Here is a 16,964-nt window from a genome sequence, read left to right as displayed (position 1 = left end):
TTGCCAAGAAAGCGCGGCGGGACGGACGGGAATCATCCCGTCCGTTGCCGCGGGCGTCATGCGGATATCAGAGCGCGGCGGCCTGTTTGGCCAGCTTGACGGCTTCTTCGTAGTTGGCCTTGGCCTGGCCGTTCCATTCGCCTTCCAGCTGCGTGATCTGCTGGTTCACGGCGGCGTCCTTCTTGTTGCCGGCGAAGATCGCCAGGAAGGCCGGGTCGGCGGCTTTCTTGCCGTCCACCAGCGGGGCCCAGGTCAGCTTGCGCGCCTGCGCCAGCAATTCGGCGGCTTGGCCGCTCTTGGCCTTGTCGCCCAGCTTGGCTTCGGCGTCATAGATGGCCTTGGTGGCGGTTTGCAGTTCCTTCAGCCGGAACGTGACGGTCTGGTCGTACAGCGATTGCACGACGTAGTAGCGCGTCTGCGACAGGTCGGCGTTGAACTGCACCTTGCTGCGGCGGGCGATGTCAGCCGGATCGGGATAGCCCGCCGGAATCTTGCCGGCCAGCGCGGAATAGGGCAGTACCGGCAATCGCGAGATCTTCGGCTCAAGCAGCAGTTCCTGGCCGGCCTGGCTGAGCGTGAAGGCGATGAATTTCTTGCCTTCCTCGGTATTCTTCGCGCCTTCGATCAGGGCGATGTTGGCCGGCACAATTGCGGTCTCCGACGGGTAGACGAACTCCACCGGGAACTTGGAATACTTGCTGGACAGGCCGAAGAAATCAATGACCGGGCCGGCGCCGAACTGGCCGTTGTTCACGCCATCGGGCACGCCGAACGACCGCTCGGTGACCGCACTGCTGTTGCCCGACATGCGCAGCAAGGTGTTCCAGCCGTCATCCCAGCCTTCGCCTTGCAGAATGGTTTCGACGGTCAGGTGCATCGTGCCCGAGCGCGATGGCGAGGTGATGCCGACGTGGCCGAACCACTTGGGTGACAGCAGATCCTTCCATTCCACCGGGGCGGGGATCTTGTGCGCTGCGATGTAGCGCGTGTTGTAGACGATGCCGTAACCGGCCAGGGCTTGGCCCAGGTACATACCGCCGGGGTCATTGATGGGGTAGTTGCCGATCTTGTCCGGCACATCCTTGTTTGCTACGTCGGACGACTTGGCCAGCAGCTTGTCGCGGCCCAGCACCTCGAAGGCGTCGGGCGCGCTGGCCCAGAACACTTCGGCGCGCTGGCCGGCAGGCGTTTCGCGCACATAAGCGATGCCCGACACCGTGTTCTTGTTCAGAATTTCCAGCGAGATGCCGGGATTGGCCTTTTCAAACGCGGTCTTGTAAGCCTGGGTCAGGTCTTTGGGGAACGACGTGATCACCGTGACGGTGCCGGCCAAGGCGGGCGCCGTGCTGATGGCCAGCAGCGCTCCTGCAAGGGCTGTGCGCATTGCATGCATGGTTTGTCTCCGTAGTTTTTGATTTGTTCGGAGACAGTAATGTTTGCCCTGCTATGCGTCCAATCACAAATTTTGATGCGCATCATCAGTGCGGGCGCCTTGGTGCCGGCGCCCGCGGGCCATGATGCGGTTTACGCGGTGGTGGAAACGCCGCCCTGGGCTGCGCGGGCCTGCTGTTGCATCACCTGGGAAATCTGGCCTTGAATTTGCAGCGCCTGGGCATTCAACGCCAGGAGCTGCTGCGCTTTCATTTCATCCGACATTCCGCTGGCCTTGACCTTCGCGATCTGGTCCATGACTCGCTTGAGCTGCTTTTGCAGTTCCTTGATCTGGCGAGTGTATTCGTCGTCGTTGTCCGTTTCTTCGCTGGCCTGCGCGCCGCCCACCTTCGAGGCGCCGGGCGCGTTGACGCGGATCTTGCCGTCTGCGCTCACGGTCGTCGCCTCTTCGCCGTTGGCCGACTTGGCGTCCTTGTTGGCCTGGATCCGTTCAGCCCACAGATCGGCCAGGGTGCTGGTCCGGGAGATGCCGCTAAGGGGGGTAGTCGCCATGATTGCTCCTGTTGCCAAGCTGGTTTTCGGGGTTTCCACTAATACGGCATTCTGTCGGCAAACTTAAACATTGCCGCCCCTTCGCGGCCCCATTTACACTGGCGCCCGTTCATCCCCAACCCCCATTTTGGGAAACCCATGTCCAATTCCTATTTTCCGCGCTGGCGCCTGGCGGACGATGCCGAACCCGGCGTCATCATCGCGCCTGATGAGCGGCTGTCCTGGCCCAAGAACGTCGCCATGGGCGCGCAGCACGTGGTCGCGATGTTTGGGTCCACCGTGCTGGCGCCGTTGCTGATGGGTTTCGATCCTAACGTCGCGATCCTGATGTCCGGCATTGGCACGCTGATCTTCTTCCTGTTCGTCGGCGGTCGGGTGCCCAGCTACCTGGGATCCAGCTTCGCCTTCATCGGCGGCGTGATCGCGGTCACGGGTTACGCCGGGGGCGGCGCCAACGCCAATATTGGCGTGGCGCTGGGCGCCATCATCGCCTGCGGCCTGGTCTATACGCTGATCGGGGTCATCGTGTGGATCGTCAATGCGCGGGCCGGGGGCGGCGCCAATTGGATCGACACACTGATGCCGCCCGTCGTCACGGGCGCGGTCGTGGCCGTGATCGGCCTGAACCTGGCCCCGATTGCTGCCAAGGGCGCGATGGGGGCGTCGGGCTTTGATACGTTCATGGCCCTGGTCACCATCGTTTGCGTGGGCGGGATCGCCGTCTACACGAAGGGCATGGTCCAGCGCCTGCTGATCCTGGTCGGACTGATCCTGGCCTGCGTGGTGTATGCGGTGCTGGCCAATGGCATGGGCCTGGGCAAGCCCATTGATTTCTCGGGTGTGGCCGCCGCCGCCTGGATCGGCCTGCCGCATTTCGCTGCGCCGGTCTTCAAGGCCGAGGCAATGGGCCTGATCGTTCCGGTGGCCATCATCCTGGTGGCCGAAAACCTGGGTCACGTGAAGGCGGTCAGCGCCATGACCGGCCAGGACCTGGACCGCTATCTGGGCCGCGCCTTCGTGGGCGACGGCGTGGCCACCATGGTCTCGGGCTCCGTGGGCGGCACGGGCGTCACCACCTACGCCGAGAATATCGGCGTCATGGCGGTGACCCGCATCTATTCCACGCTGGTGTTCGTCGTGGCGGCTCTGATCGCGATCGTGCTGGGTTTCTCGCCCAAGTTCGGCGCGTTGATCCAGACCATCCCGGGCCCGGTGCTGGGCGGCATGTCGGTGGTGGTCTTCGGCTTGATCGCCATCGCCGGCGCCCGTATCTGGGTGGTGAACCAGGTGGACTTCAGCGACAACCGCAACCTGATCGTCGCGGCCGTCACGTTGGTGCTGGGCGCGGGCGACTTCACCATCAAGCTGGGTGACTTCATGCTGGGAGGCATCGGTACCGCCACCTTCGGCGCCATCATCCTGTACGCCTTGCTGCGCCGCAAAAAGCCGGCGGCGGCCTGATCCGCGCGCGGGGCCAGGCCCCGCCGCGCTCAGGATCTTGAGAGCCGTGCCGCCTGCTTCGAGCGGGACAATTGGCTGGGCACGGCCTCGATCACCTGACCCGACTGCGTCTTGAACACGGCGGTGGCCTCTGACAGGCGCCGCGCCTGTTCCTCCATCGCGGAAGCGGCGGCCGAGGCCTCTTCCACCAGCGCGGCGTTCTGCTGCGTCACCTCATCCATTTGCGAGACGGCCAGGCTGACCTGATCGATCCCGCTGGCCTGCTGCGTGGACGCGGCGGAGATCTCGCCCATGATGTCCGTGACACGCTGCACCGATGCCACGATCTCCTGCATGGTCTGACCGGCGGCGGACACCTGCGCTGACCCGGCTTGCACGGTATCCGCGGACGCCTCGATCAGCACCTTGATCTCTTTCGCCGCCTGCGCGGCGCGCTGAGCCAGTGTCCGCACCTCACCGGCCACCACCGCGAAACCCTTGCCTTGTTCTCCAGCGCGCGCAGCTTCCACGGCGGCGTTCAGCGCCAGGATATTCGTCTGGAAGGCGATGCCGTCGATCACCGACACGATGTCGGAGATCTTGCGCGAGCTGTCCGAAATCCCTTGCATGGTGGCGACCACCTGGCCCACGTTGTTGCCGCCGCGCTGCGCGACCTGCATGCTGACCGCGGCCAGTTGATTGGCCTGGGCGGCATTTTCGGCGTTCTGCTTGACGGTGGCGGCCAGCTCTTCCATCGTCGCGGCGGTTTCTTCCAGGGCGGCGGCCTGCTCTTCGGTACGGGTGGACAGGTTGGTGTTCCCGGCGGCGATCTCCGCTGCGCCCACGTTGATTTCCTCGACGCCTTGGCGCACCGATGTCACCGTGCGGATCAGGCCTTCCTGCATGCGCTTCAACGAGGCGAAGAGGGCGCCGATTTCATTGTTGGAACGGTTTTCGATGCGGGTGGTGAGATCGCCGCCCGCGATGCGGTCAAAGTGCCGGCCGGCGTCCTGCAAGGGCAGCAGCAAGCCGCGGCGGATGAACGTCCAGCACAGGATGGCCAGCAGCAGGGCAACCGACAGCAAGGCAATCGCCGATATCCGGGCATTGGAATAGGTGGCTTGCGAACTGGCCAGCACGCTGTCGCTGCGCTCTTGCACGCGGGCCAGGAAGGTCTTCATGTCCTTGATGAACATGGCGTCGATCTGCCGGGTACGGCCCACTTCCTGCTGGTACTTTGCCGGCGCGCGTTCCCTGATGGCGGCACTCAGGTTGTCCAGCAAGGACGCATATTCCGTGAAACGACCCTGTAGGGTCAGCGCCAGGGCCTGGCCGCGCTCGCTTTTGGGCACCTCCATGTAACGCGCGAAACGCTCGCGCGCCTGCGCCAGTTCGGTGGCGGCCTCTTGTTCGGCTTTGCTCGTCTGATCCGCGTTGCCTGCCTGGATGCCCGCCAGGGCGTCGTCCAGTGCCAGCCGCGTCCGCAGCAAGGCGCCGTTGGCTTCATACAGCGGGTCGACCTGGTGCACGGCCACGGTATTCAGATCTTCGATTTCGCGGACGCTGTTGTCCGCATTCATCCAGCTCAACCCGCAAGCCAGCGCCAAGGCGATGACAAAACACGCCAGCACCAGCAGCATGCCCGTTCGGACTTTCAATTTTTCCAGCATGAGAGCTCCTCTTTCATGAACGCGATCCTTCGCGCAGGCAGGCAGCGTCCGCCGGCTTTGCGGCAAAGGAACGGACGTCGAGCCGGATGACTGCGATGCGTCCGCCTGAAACTTGCAAACACGCACAATCAATCGATACCGCGGCATGACTTGCCGCGTTGCCCGCAACATTTGAATAAGGAGGTGCGCCGGTACTGCTTATTTGTATGTAATTGTTATTAGTGCTGCTACTTGTTAGTTATACCGTTTTTATCGTTTTTTTTTGGCGGATTTTCTTGAAAATTCGCAGCTTGTCGCCAAAAAACTATCGACAAGTATCTTTTACGCAACGTGCCGAAAAGGGTGCCAGGGGGCGGCGCCTATGGTGTCGGAGAATTTTTCAGGAAATCCCCGGTTTTAGCGGGTTACAGCGCTGAAATGCGCCGAAAAGCACGTTTTCTGCCGTGGCTTGCAATTCCGGTGGACTTTGACCACAATATGACCTTGATTGCCCCGGTTCCGACCCGAGCCGGGGTTTTGTTTTGGTCGTCCGCGCCGCACGTCCTGCCCAAAAGGCAACAGACCACATGCGCGCGCCCGGGTAACGACCTTCACCGAGAACGCTCCGTCGGGGCGTTTTTCTACTTTTTGTTTGGGAAACGACATGTCTGCCATTCCTTTGACCGTGCGCGGGGCCGAGCGCTTGCAAGAAGAGCTCCAGCGGCTGAAAACCGTGGAACGTCCTGCCGTGATTAACGCGATCGCTGAGGCGCGTGCGCAGGGTGATCTGTCGGAAAACGCCGAATACGATGCCGCTCGCGAGCGCCAAGGTTTCATCGAGGGCCGGATTGCCGAGCTTGAAGGCACGCTTTCCAACGCCCACTTGATCGACCCCTCTTCCCTGGAAGCCGAAGGCCGCGCTGTGTTTGGCGCCACCGTCGACATCGAGGATCTGGATTCGGGCGACCGCGTGACTTACCAGATCGTTGGCGACGTTGAAGCCGACATCAAGTCCAACCTGATTTCCGTGTCGAGCCCGGTGGCGCGCGCGCTGATCGGCAAGAGCGAAGGCGATGTCGTCGAGGTCAAGGCCCCGGCTGGCGTTCGCGAGTATGAAGTACTGGGTGTGCGTTACATCTAACGCGGCAACCCAAGCAGTTTGCTGTCAAAACACCATAGCTCGAACCCTGCGTTCGTCTGGATTCCGCGGTACATTCGCGGATCGCTATGGTGGACCGGGCGCGTAGAGCGCCCGTTTTTGTGCCCGCGCTTACTTTGACGTCTTGCGGCTGGTGCCGCTGCGTGCCCCGGCCCGAAGGCTGAGCGCGCTGCCGGCGCGGCGAGGAATGCCGTGGCCGCTGACGGTGGCGCGTTTGTTGCTGGGACGCATGGGCTTGCCGTTCTTATTGAGCTGGTCCTGCGGCACGAAGCGGGTTTTGGCCGGCTTGGGCTCTTCGGACTCGCTGCGGCGCGGACGCTTGCCAAGGGTCTTGCCTTCGGCGGCCAGCTTCTTGGGCGTGTAAGGCTCGGAAGCGCGACGCTTGGCAGGAGCCTCGGGCTCCATGGCGGCCAGGGCGGCGGGCTTGACGTTGCCGGCCAGCGGGCGGAAAAGAATCAGGGTCTTGCCCAGGTGATGCACCGGGGCGCAAGACAGAGTGTCGCAAATCGTCGACAACATGGTCTCGCGGGCCTCGCGGTCATCGCCGCCGGCGCGTACCTTGATAAGGCCGTGCGAAGACAGTGCCAGGTCGATTTCCTTGAGCACGGCTTCGGTCAGGCCATTGTCGCCAATCAGGACGACAGGGCGCAGAGGGTGAGCGGCGGAGCGAAGGTCGCTGCGCTCACGAGAGGTGAGTTCTAATATAGGCATGCGTGGAATTGTACGGTAATGGCCAAGAATAAATTCTCTAAAGACTGGATTCACCAGCACATCAACGATCCCTATGTGAAGCTGGCGCAACAGAAGGGCTACCGGGCCCGCGCCGCTTTCAAGCTGATCGAGATCCTGGACACCGAAAAATTGATGCGCCGGGGCGACCTGGTCATCGATCTGGGCTCGGCGCCCGGCAGTTGGTCCCAAGTGGCGCGCGAGCGCCTGGCCGGGCCAGGCGGGGTCGTGGATGGACGTATTATTGCGCTCGATTTGCTCCCGATGGAGCCGGTCGCGGGCGTGGAGTTCATCCAGGGCGACTTTCGCGACGATGACGTTCTGAAACAATTGGAAGACATGGTCGGAACGCGCGCCGTGGACCTTGTTATTTCAGACATGGCCCCCAACTTGTCAGGCGTGGGTATCGCCGACGCCGCGCGCATTCAGCATGTGTGCGAGTTGGCGATGGAGTTTTCCCGCAATCACCTCAAGCCCAACGGGGTGCTGATCGTCAAGGCCTTCCACGGCAGCGGCTTTTCGCAGATCGTGCAGACCTTCAAACAGCACTTCAAGCGGGTGGTCGAGCGCAAGCCGAAGGCGTCGCGGGATAAATCATCCGAAACCTTTCTGGTTGCACGCGATCTGAAGTAACCCCGGGCCGGGGCCTGTTGCTCCGGAACCCCAAAAAAAACGCTACCTGCTTGGCGAGACAACGACCTACCAAATCACGAATCAGACGTAACTACACGGGCCCCAGGGATCCCAGGACGCAATCGGGTCCAACAGGGTAGAATGGGCTATTGACATACTTGTGACTGTGCCATATGCGGGTGCGCGGTCGCGGGTCGGAATCGAAAGCAGGAGATCGACCTTGAATAATTCATTTTCCAAAGTCGCTGTCTGGATGGTGATAGCCCTTGTGCTGTTCACCGTCTTCAAACAGTTCGACGGACGCGCTCAGACCCAGGACGGCGTGACGTACACGCAGTTCATGGACGACGCCAAGGCGGGACGTATCCGCAAGGTCGACGTTCAGGGCGACGTGCTTTACGTCACCCCGGACGCGGGCCGCGCCTACACGCTGACTTCTCCCGGCGACCTTTGGATGGTCTCCGATCTGTTGAAGTACGGCGTGCAGGTGTCGGGCAAGCCGCGCGAAGAGCAATCGCTGCTGATGAGCATCTTTGTCTCGTGGTTCCCCATGCTGCTGCTGATTGGCGTCTGGGTATTCTTCATGCGACAGATGCAAGGCGGCGGCAGGGGCGGTGCGTTCAGCTTCGGCAAGTCGCGTGCCCGCATGCTTGACGAAAACACCAACCAGATCACGTTCGCGGATGTCGCTGGCTGCGATGAAGCCAAGGAAGACGTCCAGGAACTGGTCGACTTCCTGCGCGATCCCAGCAAGTTCCAGAAGCTGGGTGGCCGTATCCCGCGTGGCGTGCTGATGGTGGGTTCGCCCGGTACCGGCAAGACGCTGCTGGCCAAGGCCATCGCTGGCGAAGCCAAGGTTCCGTTCTTCAGCATCTCGGGTTCCGATTTCGTTGAAATGTTCGTCGGCGTGGGCGCTGCCCGTGTGCGCGACATGTTCGAAAACGCCAAGAAGCACGCGCCTTGCATCATCTTCATCGACGAAATCGATGCGGTGGGCCGTCAGCGTGGCGCCGGCCTGGGTGGCGGCAACGACGAACGCGAACAGACGCTGAACCAGATGCTGGTGGAAATGGACGGGTTTGAATCCGGCCAGGGCGTCATCGTGATCGCTGCCACCAACCGTCCTGACGTGCTGGATCCGGCGCTGCTGCGTCCGGGCCGTTTCGACCGTCAAGTCGTGGTGCCGCTGCCTGATATCCGTGGCCGCGAGCAGATACTGAAGGTCCACATGCGCAAGGTTCCGCTGTCGCCCAACGTCGACGCGACCATCCTGGCGCGCGGCTGCCCCGGTTTCTCGGGCGCCGACCTGGCCAACCTGGTCAACGAAGCTGCACTGTTCGCCGCGCGCCGCAATGGCCGCACGGTGGATATGTCCGACTTTGAAAAGGCCAAGGACAAGATCATCATGGGCGCCGAGCGCCGCTCCATCGTCATGCCTGAAGAGGAACGCAAGAACACCGCGTACCACGAATCCGGCCATGCGATCGTTGCCCGCCTGCTGCCCAAGACCGATCCGGTCCACAAAGTCACCATCATCCCGCGCGGCCGTGCGCTGGGCGTGACGATGCAGTTGCCTGAGACCGATCGCTACAGCATGGACAAGGGCCGCTTGCTGTCCACCATCGCCGTGCTGTTCGGTGGCCGCATCGCCGAAGAACTCTTCATGGACCAGATGACGACGGGCGCCTCGAACGACTTTGAACGCGCCACCGCCATCGCCCGCGACATCGTCACGCGCTACGGCATGACCGACGAACTGGGCCCCATGGTCTACGCCGAGAACGAAGGCGAAGTGTTCCTGGGCCGCAGCGTCACCAAGACGACGCACATGTCCGAAGCCACCATGCAGAAGGTGGATACCGAGATCCGCCGCATCATCGACGAGCAGTACGGTGTTGCGCGCAAGATCCTGGAAGAAAACCGCGACAAGGTCGAAGTGATGACCTCGGCGCTGCTGGAATGGGAAACCATCGACGCAGACCAGATCAACGACATCATCGAGGGCCGTCCTCCGCGTCCCCCGAAAACGCCGCAAGGCCCGTCGGATTCCGCCGACACGCCGCCGACCGGCCTGGCGGCTGGTGGTAGCACGGCTGCTGCTGTCTGAGGTTTTTTGTCCTGAGTTATGGCAAATAACTTTCTTTGCGGGCGCTTCGAGTTTGATCTCGAGCGCCCGCTTGTCATGGGTATCGTCAATGTCACGCCGGACTCTTTTTCCGACGGCGGCGAGCACGACGATACGGATTCCGCGGTGGCGCATGCGCGCCAGTTGATTGAAGAGGGCGCGCAGATCCTGGATCTGGGCGGCGAGTCCACGCGCCCGGGCGCGGCCCCTGTGTCGGTGGCAGACGAATTGGACCGCTTGTTGCCGGTGATCGAAGCGCTGCGCGATTGCGGTGTGCCGCTGTCCATCGATACCTTCAAGCCGGAAGTCATGCGGGCCACGCTGGATGCGGGTGCCGACATGATCAACGATATCTACGGATTCAGGCAGCCCGGCGCCATCGAGGCAGTGTCGCAATCGCGGTGCGGACTATGTGTGATGCACATGAAGGGCGAGCCGCGCACGATGCAGGCCAGTCCGCCCGAATACACCGATCTGATCGGTGAAATCGGGCTGTTCCTGGGCGCGCGGGCGCAAAAGCTGCGCGCGGCCTGGATTGATCCTCGCCGTATCGTGCTGGACCCGGGCTTTGGGTTCGGTAAAACGGCAGACCAGAATTTTCAGTTATTGCGCCGGCTGTCCAGCCTGCGCAGCACGGGTTATCCATTGCTGATCGGCTTGTCGCGCAAGAACATGATTGGCCAGGCCACTGGCCGGCCGGTTGGCGACAGGTTGTCCGGCAGCATTGCCGCTGCGCTTGCCTGTGTATCCCGGGGGGCCTCGATCGTGCGCGTGCACGATGTCGCCGCCACCGTGGATGCCCTCAAGGTATGGCACGCGGCCGAACAAGGAGCTATCAGTTCATGATTCGACGCAAGTATTTTGGTACGGATGGGGTGCGCGGTGAAGTGGGTGGTCCGGTGATCAACGCCGAATTCGCCCTGCGGCTGGGTTATGCGGCCGGCCGTGTGCTGGCCCGCGAACATGCCGTGCGCGGCGGCAGCCGTCCGCAAGTCGTGATCGGCAAGGACACCCGGATTTCTGGCTACATGTTGGAATCGGCCTTGGAAGCCGGCCTGTCGGCTGCGGGCATCGACGTGCTGTTGGCGGGTCCGATCCCGACGCCGGCGGTGGCCTACCTGACCCGGGCGCTGCGCCTGGTGGCGGGTATCGTCATCAGTGCTTCCCACAACCCGTACCAGGACAACGGCATCAAGTTCTTCTCGGCGCAGGGCATGAAGCTGCCGGACGAGATCGAAGCCGATATCGAAGCCGCCTTGGACGAACCGCTGGGTTGTGTCGCCTCTGAAGGCCTGGGCCGCGCGCGCCGCATGTCGGACTCGCAGGGCCGGTACATCGAATTCTGCAAGAGCACCTTCCCCAACGATCTGGACCTGAACGGCATGACGATCGTCGTCGATGCCGCTCACGGTGCTGCCTACAACATCGCTCCCCACGTGTTCCGCGAGTTGGGCGCCGAGGTGCACGCCATCGGCGTGCATCCGGACGGCTTCAATATCAACAAGGGTGTGGGAGCGTTGCATCCGGAATCGCTGGCCAAGGAAGTCAAGGCCCGCGGTGCCCAGTTGGGTGTCGCGCTGGACGGCGATGCCGACCGCTTGCAGGTGGTGGACGGCGAAGGCCGCATCTATAACGGTGACGAACTGTTGTACGCGATCGTCCGCGAACGCATGCAGCGCAGCAAGGTGGACGGCGTGGTTGGCACGCTGATGACCAACTTTGGTTTCGAGCGCGAAATGGAACGCCTGGGCGTGGGTTTCGAGCGCGCCAATGTGGGCGACCGCTACGTGCTGGAGCAGATGCAGTCGCGCGGCTGGCTGTACGGCGGCGAAAGCTCTGGCCACTTGCTGTGCCTGGACTGCCATTCGACGGGCGACGGCATCATTGCCGCCCTGCAAGTGTTGACCGCGTTGCGGCGCAACAACGTATCGATGGCGCAATGGGTGGGCGATCTGCGCATGTATCCGCAGAAGATGATCAACGTGCCGCTGGCAGCAGGCCAGGACTGGAAGACCCATCCCGGCCTGACGGCCGCGCGCAAGGCGGTCGAGGCGGAACTAGGCGACCGGGGCCGCATTTTGATTCGTGCCTCTGGCACCGAACCGAAGCTGCGGTTGATGGTCGAAGCTGAGGATGAGTCCCTTGCCGTTTCCTGCGCCGAGAAGCTTGCCGCCAGTCTGGGGTAAGCACTGCGGATTGCTGTTGATGAAAGCCACCCACCGCCCTGGCGGTGGGTGGCTTTTGTGTATTGAAGACGAGTATTGAATTGTAAAGTTTTGTCGAGATTTGCCCAAAGTTGAGCTATCTCCTCCGAACTAAACTTCATAGTCACGTAACATATTGGTCAAGTCTTTGACATACAGGGCGTCCACACTGACTGGACTCTCTAGGAGCTTCGCGCAATGCTAGAACTAGCACGCATCAACCCAAGTCGTAATCCCGCAGAACCGTGGACTGGCGCCGCCCAGAAGGTGCTGGCGGTTGGCTTGGCGCGCACGGCTGAAGAAATCGAGCAGATTCAGCGTCTGCGCTACGACGTCTTCACTGAGGATATGGGCGCGGTGTTTCCTGACGCCCAAGACGGTATCGAACATGATCGTTTCGATCCCTTCTGCGAGCATCTGATGGTCCGCGAAATGGATACAGGTCGCGTCGTCGGCACGTATCGAATCCTGACGCCTGAAAAGGCGCGGGAGGCGGGCGGTTACTACTCGCAATCCGAATTCGATCTTTCCGGCCTCGGTTCGATCCGGGACGAATTGGTCGAAGTCGGCCGCTCGTGTACACACTCGGACTACCGCAACGGCGCTGTCATCATGCTGCTGTGGTCCGGCCTGGCCGAATACCTGCGCCGGGGTGGTTACGAATATGTGCTGGGTTGTGCAAGCGTCAGCCTGCGCGACGATGGCGTCACCGCCGCGGAAGTCTGGCGCACGATCTCCAAGCATTTGCCGCAGGACAACGAGCCCCGCGTGATGCCGCTGCACCGTTATCCGGTGGAAAAGCTGAACAGCACGTTGCCGGCCCGCGTGCCGCCGCTGATCAAGGGTTACTTGAAGCTGGGTGCCAAGGTGTGTGGTGAACCCGCCTGGGATCCGGATTTCAATGCTGCGGACTTCCCGGTATTGCTGAAAATGGATCGCATGGACGAGCGCTACCGCCGTCACTTCGGTCTAGATCAACCGACGGCCATCAACGGCCAGCGCTGATCATCATGCGCCGCCTGTTCCGCCGTATGAAGATCAGATTGATACGGCGGGCCACGCGGCCCTTGCGCATGGAGCTCAAGCAGCTTCATCGCGAGACGGATCTGTCGCCGTTTTAAACAGAAGGGCGATGGCGTTGCCGCCATCGCCCTTGTTGTCGTTCAGACGCTGGTGTGCGCGTTAGAACTCAAGCAATTCAAACGAAAAACCGACCTTGTTCCATTCCGCTTCTTCCGCGCGCAGCGTGAAGTCGCTTAAGGGATGTTGGGCGAGCCATTCGCGGTTGACGCGCACCACGATGGACGTGTCACGCACCGATGCCGTCAGCGGCAGTGGTTCGATTTCGCCGCGGCGGCGGAACAGCAGGACGGCCAGGCGCAGGCTGAGAATGGCTTTCCATTGCGGGCGCGTGCGGATCAGCGGTTCCAGCTTGGTCAGCTTGCCTTGGTGGCCCAGCGCCAGCAGCGCCAGCAGTTGCTGGTCAGCGCGCGAGAAGCCCGGCATGTCGGCGTTTTCCAGCACGTAGGCGGAGTGCTTGTGATACGCATTGTGCGCGATCGACAGGCCCACTTCGTGCAGATCCGCCGCCCAGCCCAGGGCAGGGCGCAGCTCGTCGCGTTCCGGGCCTTCCGGGAACATCGCGTCGAACAGTGTCAGTGCGGCGTGGCGCACGCGGCGAGCCTGGTTCAGGTCGACGTGGTAGCGCTTCATGAACTGGCGCACCGATTCGTCGCGCTTGTCGTGCTCGTCGTCGCGGCCCAGCAGGTCATACAGCACGCCCAGGCGCAGCGCGCCGTCGCCGGTGTGCATGACTTCGATGCCCAGCTCGTCGAACAGGGCGCTCATGATGGCCAGCCCGCCGGGCAGCACGTCGGAGCGTTCGATCTTGATGCCCGGCAGCTCGGACGGGATGACCCGGCCCGAGCGCACGATGCGGTCTTTCAGCTTGGCCAGGCCCGCGCGGGTGATGCCACGGTCGGAAAAGCGGCTTTCGGTCAGGATCGCAAACAGTGCCTTGGCGGTGCCGGATGAGCCATAGGCTTCTTTCCAGCCCATCTTGCGGTACTGCTTGGCGATGACTTCGATTTCGCGCCGGGCGGCCAGTTCGGCTTGCTTCATCTGGTGCGCGTCGACCACGCCGTCCGAGAAGAACTGGCGGCTGTAGCTGACGCAGCCCATGTAAAGCGACGACATCAGCCCGGGCTCGTGGCCTTTGCCGATGATGACTTCGGTGGAACCGCCGCCGATGTCGATGACCAGCCGTTTGTTGGGCGACGGAGGCAGTGTGTGGACCACGCCCGAGAAGATCAGGCGGGCTTCTTCGCGGCCCGCGATGACTTCGATGGGAAAGCCCAGCGCGGCTTCGGCCCGAGGCAGGAAGTCCCGCGTGTTGCGGGCCACGCGGAAGGTGTTGGTGGCCACCGCGCGAACCCGATTGGGGTGGAAACTGCGCAGACGGTCGCCAAAGCGTTCCAGGACGGCGATGGCACGCTCGATGGCGTCATCGCCCAGGCGCTTTTCGGCGTCCAGGCCGGCGGCAAGCCGTACGGTTTCCTTGAGACGATCAATCTGATAGATCTGGGGCGTACCGTCCTGTTGAACGATGCGTCCGATGGAGAGGCGGAAGCTGTTGGACCCGAGGTCCACCGCGGCCAGAAGTTGATCCATGCGGCTCGTAATATTGGCTTTGAGGTGGCCTGATTATAGAGACCCCATATGACAGTGCCCTGAGCTACGGGTTTTCGCTTATGGAACAGAGGCTTGGCCGAAATCGGGCACATGCTATACGTCCCGATTTTGGCGTACGCTACGGTTTTAGTGGTGTGTCATAGAACCGTCACCTATTTGCAGTAAAACTCCACGCTCCCCCTACGTATGGAATCCGGTATGCCCACACGCCCGCCCGGCGAGCCCTTGCTCATGAATCGCGAGTTGTCGCTGCTCAAATTCAACGAACGTGTGCTGGCGATGGCAGAGAATCCGAAGACGCCCTTGCTGGAGAGGCTGAGGTACGTGTGTATCGTCAGTTCCAATCTGGACGAGTTCTTTGAAATCCGGATTTCCAGCCTGAAGGAACAACAGCGCCAGTCGCCCAATCTGGTCGGCCCCGATGGCATGACGCCGGACCAGGCGTTTGAAAACGTCCAGCAGGCTGTGCATTCCCTGGTTGCGCGGCAATACAACCTGCTGAACGACGATATTCTGCCGGCGATGCAGGCCGAGGGCATTACCCTGCATCACGCTTCCGAATGGAATGCCGAGCAGCAGGAATGGGCGCGCGATGTGTTCAACCGCGACGTGATGCCGCTGTTGACCCCGATTGGTCTGGACCCGGCGCACCCGTTTCCGCGCGTCTACAACAAAAGCCTGAATTTCATCGTCTCGCTGGCAGGGGCCGATGCCTTTGGCCGTCAGGCGTCGATTGCCGTGGTGCAGGCGCCGCGCGCCTTGCCGCGCCTGATCAAGATGCCGCCGGAACTGTCCGGCCACCCCGAAGGCTTCATCCTGTTGACGTCCCTGCTGCGCGCCTTCGTGGGCGAACTGTTCCCGGGGCTGGAGATGCTGGGTTGCTACCAGTGGCGCGTCACGCGCAACAGCGATCTGTTCGTGGACGAGGAAGAAGTCACCAACCTGCGCCATGCGCTGCAAGGCGAGTTGTCGCAGCGCAACTTCGGCGCCGCCGTGCGCTTGGAAATCGACAAGCTGACGCCCGTCGCGCTGGAAACCTTCCTGCAACGCGAGTTTTCGCTGACGGCCGAGGATACCTACCGCGTGCCCGGGCCGGTGAACCTGTCGCGCCTGATGCAGTTGTGCAATTCGGATCTGCGGCCCGATCTGCTGTTTCCGGATTACCGTGCGCCGGTGCCGGCGCCGTTCGACCGCGTGGGTGACAAGCCGTCCGAGCTGTTCGAGGCCGTGGCCCAGCAGGACCGTCTGTTGCACCATCCGTACCAGTCGTTCCAGCCCGTCATTGATTTCCTGACGGCCGCGGCGCTGGATCCGGACGTGATGGCCATCAAGCAGACCATCTACCGCACCGGCGAGGATTCCGAGCTGATGAAGATCCTGCTGGCCGCCGCGCGCGCCGGCAAGGAAGTGACGGTGGTGGTGGAGCTGATGGCGCGCTTTGACGAGCAGACCAACATCAACTGGGCGTCCAAGCTGGAAGAGGTGGGCGCGCACGTGGTGTATGGGGTGGTGGCGCACAAGACGCACGCCAAGATGGCGGTGGTGCTGCGCCGTGAGAACGGCCGGCTGCGTCGCTACGCCCACTTGGGTACCGGTAATTACCACCCGCGCACGGCCAGGCTCTATACCGATTTCGGGCTGCTGACCGCGGACCCGAAATTATGCGAGGACATGGACAAGGTGTTCGCGCAGTTGACCGGGCTGGGCGCGCGCCGTTCGCTCAAGGCGTTGATGCAGTCGCCGTTCACCATGCATGACGGGATGGTGGCGCTGATTCGCGCGGAAGCCCGGGCGGCCAAGGCGGGCAAGCGTTCGCGCATCATGGCCAAGATGAATTCGCTGCTGGAAGAACAGGTCATCGAAGAGCTTTACAAGGCGAGCCAGGCCGGCGTGAAGATCGACCTGATCGTGCGCGGTGTTTGCGCGCTGCGCGCCGGCGTGCCGGGATTGTCCGAGAACATCCGGGTGCGTTCCATCGTGGGCCGCTTCCTGGAGCATTCGCGGGTGTTCTATTTCTATGCGGACGGCGAGGAAACGGTTTATCTGTCGTCGGCCGACTGGATGGATCGCAACTTCTTCCGCCGCGTGGAAATTGCCTTCCCGATCTACGACAAGGTCTTGAAGAAGCGCGTTATCGACGAGGCGTTCACTTACGCGCTTCGCGATAACCAATTGGCATGGCAACAGCAGGCGGACGGTGATTACGCGCGGGTCAAGAGCCGCCGTGAACCTTTCAATCTGCACCTGTACCTGATGCAGAAACTGGGCGTGTAACCCGCCTGGTTGTCACATGGGGGCTCGTCCCTAAATACTGCGGCCGCCCTGATTCTCAGGGCGGCCGTGGTGTTTTGAGGGACAAATGTGGTGTCGCATGAAGCGTATGTGACTGT

13 protein-coding genes are annotated in these 16,964 nt (G+C 62.2%); 8 read left to right on the top strand and 5 right to left on the bottom strand.

What is annotated here, in order from left to right:
* Positions 1–67 precede the first annotated feature (67 nt).
* Positions 68–1,393: an ABC transporter substrate-binding protein gene (locus tag HV753_RS29120; RefSeq protein ID WP_175178045.1), complete on the bottom strand. Its 1,326-nt coding sequence runs from the start codon at positions 1,391–1,393 to the stop codon at positions 68–70.
* A gap of 131 nt (positions 1,394–1,524) precedes the next feature.
* A complete protein-coding gene (locus HV753_RS29115) occupies positions 1,525–1,944 on the bottom strand; it encodes a FlxA-like family protein (RefSeq protein WP_175178044.1) in 420 nt (139 codons plus the stop codon).
* 138 nt (positions 1,945–2,082) lie between these two features.
* Here HV753_RS29115 and HV753_RS29110 point away from each other — a divergent pair, with 138 nt between their 5' ends.
* Positions 2,083–3,405, top strand: a complete 1,323-nt coding sequence (locus HV753_RS29110) for a solute carrier family 23 protein (RefSeq protein WP_175178043.1) — start codon at positions 2,083–2,085, stop codon at positions 3,403–3,405.
* 29 nt (positions 3,406–3,434) lie between these two features.
* Here the strand turns inward: HV753_RS29110 and HV753_RS29105 are convergent, their stop codons facing one another.
* Positions 3,435–5,054 (bottom strand): methyl-accepting chemotaxis protein, encoded by a 1,620-nt coding sequence (locus HV753_RS29105; RefSeq protein ID WP_175178042.1) that lies wholly within the window; start codon positions 5,052–5,054, stop codon positions 3,435–3,437.
* Positions 5,055–5,697: 643 nt separating this feature from the next.
* Between HV753_RS29105 and greA the strand changes: the two genes are divergently transcribed.
* Positions 5,698–6,174: a transcription elongation factor GreA gene (gene greA / locus HV753_RS29100; protein ID WP_025139566.1), complete on the top strand. Its 477-nt coding sequence runs from the start codon at positions 5,698–5,700 to the stop codon at positions 6,172–6,174.
* A 129-nt stretch (positions 6,175–6,303) separates the two neighbouring features.
* Here greA and HV753_RS29095 read toward each other — a convergent pair whose 3' ends face one another.
* Positions 6,304–6,903 carry a YhbY family RNA-binding protein gene (locus tag HV753_RS29095; RefSeq protein WP_175178041.1) on the bottom strand — a complete coding sequence of 200 codons (600 nt, stop codon included), beginning with the start codon at positions 6,901–6,903 and terminating at the stop codon, positions 6,304–6,306.
* An 18-nt stretch (positions 6,904–6,921) separates the two neighbouring features.
* Here HV753_RS29095 and HV753_RS29090 point away from each other — a divergent pair, with 18 nt between their 5' ends.
* The 5 genes from HV753_RS29090 (at position 6,922) to HV753_RS29070 (ending at position 12,888) form a co-directional block, all read left to right on the top strand.
* Positions 6,922–7,554, top strand: a complete 633-nt coding sequence (locus HV753_RS29090; protein WP_175178040.1) for an RlmE family RNA methyltransferase — start codon at positions 6,922–6,924, stop codon at positions 7,552–7,554.
* A 220-nt stretch (positions 7,555–7,774) separates the two neighbouring features.
* A complete protein-coding gene (gene ftsH / locus HV753_RS29085) occupies positions 7,775–9,661 on the top strand; it encodes an ATP-dependent zinc metalloprotease FtsH (RefSeq protein WP_175178039.1) in 1,887 nt (628 codons plus the stop codon).
* Positions 9,662–9,679: 18 nt separating this feature from the next.
* The gene (gene folP, locus HV753_RS29080; RefSeq protein ID WP_175178038.1) at positions 9,680–10,525 is read left to right on the top strand and encodes a dihydropteroate synthase; all 846 of its coding nucleotides are present in this window, start codon (positions 9,680–9,682) and stop codon (positions 10,523–10,525) included.
* The gene (gene glmM, locus HV753_RS29075) at positions 10,522–11,865 is read left to right on the top strand and encodes a phosphoglucosamine mutase (protein WP_175178037.1); all 1,344 of its coding nucleotides are present in this window, start codon (positions 10,522–10,524) and stop codon (positions 11,863–11,865) included. Before folP ends, glmM begins: the two co-directional genes overlap by 4 nt.
* A gap of 216 nt (positions 11,866–12,081) precedes the next feature.
* Positions 12,082–12,888, top strand: coding sequence for a GNAT family N-acetyltransferase (locus HV753_RS29070; RefSeq protein ID WP_175178036.1), 807 nt, complete (start codon positions 12,082–12,084; stop codon positions 12,886–12,888).
* Positions 12,889–13,065: 177 nt separating this feature from the next.
* Here HV753_RS29070 and ppx read toward each other — a convergent pair whose 3' ends face one another.
* Positions 13,066–14,553 carry an exopolyphosphatase gene (gene ppx / locus HV753_RS29065; RefSeq protein ID WP_175178035.1) on the bottom strand — a complete coding sequence of 496 codons (1,488 nt, stop codon included), beginning with the start codon at positions 14,551–14,553 and terminating at the stop codon, positions 13,066–13,068.
* 219 nt (positions 14,554–14,772) lie between these two features.
* On the opposite strand from ppx, the gene ppk1 reads away from it, so the two are divergent.
* Positions 14,773–16,848 (top strand): polyphosphate kinase 1, encoded by a 2,076-nt coding sequence (ppk1, locus tag HV753_RS29060; RefSeq protein WP_175178034.1) that lies wholly within the window; start codon positions 14,773–14,775, stop codon positions 16,846–16,848.
* Positions 16,849–16,964 lie beyond the last annotated feature (116 nt).

Source organism: Achromobacter pestifer (genome assembly GCF_902859625.1).
Classification (GTDB): Bacteria; Pseudomonadota; Gammaproteobacteria; order Burkholderiales; family Burkholderiaceae_B; genus Achromobacter; species Achromobacter pestifer.
Note: the sequence above shows the minus strand (reverse complement) of the source record. Positions and strands in the feature narration are given on the sequence as shown.

Coding starts and splice junctions, on each gene's coding strand:
- glmM (WP_175178037.1), top strand. CDS start 10,522: ATGATTCGACGCAAGTATTTTGGTACGGATGGGGTGCGCGGTGAAGTG.
- HV753_RS29110 (WP_175178043.1), top strand. CDS start 2,083: ATGTCCAATTCCTATTTTCCGCGCTGGCGCCTGGCGGACGATGCCGAA.
- HV753_RS29115 (WP_175178044.1), bottom strand. CDS start 1,944: ATGGCGACTACCCCCCTTAGCGGCATCTCCCGGACCAGCACCCTGGCC.
- HV753_RS29090 (WP_175178040.1), top strand. CDS start 6,922: ATGGCCAAGAATAAATTCTCTAAAGACTGGATTCACCAGCACATCAAC.
- HV753_RS29105 (WP_175178042.1), bottom strand. CDS start 5,054: ATGCTGGAAAAATTGAAAGTCCGAACGGGCATGCTGCTGGTGCTGGCG.
- folP (WP_175178038.1), top strand. CDS start 9,680: ATGGCAAATAACTTTCTTTGCGGGCGCTTCGAGTTTGATCTCGAGCGC.
- greA (WP_025139566.1), top strand. CDS start 5,698: ATGTCTGCCATTCCTTTGACCGTGCGCGGGGCCGAGCGCTTGCAAGAA.
- HV753_RS29120 (WP_175178045.1), bottom strand. CDS start 1,393: ATGCATGCAATGCGCACAGCCCTTGCAGGAGCGCTGCTGGCCATCAGC.
- ppk1 (WP_175178034.1), top strand. CDS start 14,773: ATGCCCACACGCCCGCCCGGCGAGCCCTTGCTCATGAATCGCGAGTTG.
- ppx (WP_175178035.1), bottom strand. CDS start 14,553: ATGGATCAACTTCTGGCCGCGGTGGACCTCGGGTCCAACAGCTTCCGC.
- HV753_RS29070 (WP_175178036.1), top strand. CDS start 12,082: ATGCTAGAACTAGCACGCATCAACCCAAGTCGTAATCCCGCAGAACCG.
- HV753_RS29095 (WP_175178041.1), bottom strand. CDS start 6,903: ATGCCTATATTAGAACTCACCTCTCGTGAGCGCAGCGACCTTCGCTCC.